The organism is Pseudomonas sp. JV245A, assembly GCF_032424515.1.
GTDB classification, from domain to species: domain Bacteria; phylum Pseudomonadota; class Gammaproteobacteria; order Pseudomonadales; family Pseudomonadaceae; genus Aquipseudomonas; species Aquipseudomonas protegens.
Genome location: NZ_VYKE01000514.1, coordinates 1 through 541 on the forward strand (window position 1 = coordinate 1; position 541 = coordinate 541).

Genomic DNA, 541 nt, shown 5'->3' on the forward strand with positions numbered 1-541 from the left:
AGGCACAACAACAGCGCCGCAACCCCGCACAGGCCCAGGGTCGGCCCCAGGGCCTGGCCCCAGCCCACCAGCAGCAACCCGACGCCAATCAGCAGGTAGTAGAACAGGCCGAACCCGGCCCCGGCGCTGCCCAGCCGGTCGCTGTAGGCCGCCAGCGCCGAGCCGAGGATATTGGGGATGGCCAGGCCGAAGCCCAGCACCACGCCGAGCATGGGCAGCAGCAACCACAGGCTGTGCCCAAGCGCCGTCACCCCGAGGCCACCCAGAGTCACCGCCAGGGCCGCCAGCCGCAGCAGGGTGTCACCGGACCAGCCCCGCCCCAGCAGCCGACGATTGAGCCAGGCCCCCAGCCCCGAAGCCAGGGCCAGGCCCGCACCGCTGTAACCAAAGCCCTGCTCGCCCCACCCCAGGTCGCGAAACAGGAACGGCCCGAGGCTGTAGTAGCTGAGCAAGGCCACATTGAACAGCGCCACCAGCAGCGCCGAGCGCCAGATGCCCGGGTCCCTGAGCATGTGCCACAAGGTCCCGGCCAGGGGCGCCA

Annotated in this window: 1 pseudogene; it reads right to left on the reverse strand. The window is 71.2% G+C overall.

The features are described 5' to 3' along the window. Positions 1 to 541: pseudogene (locus F6S12_RS32775) on the reverse strand (MFS transporter); the annotation flags it as partial.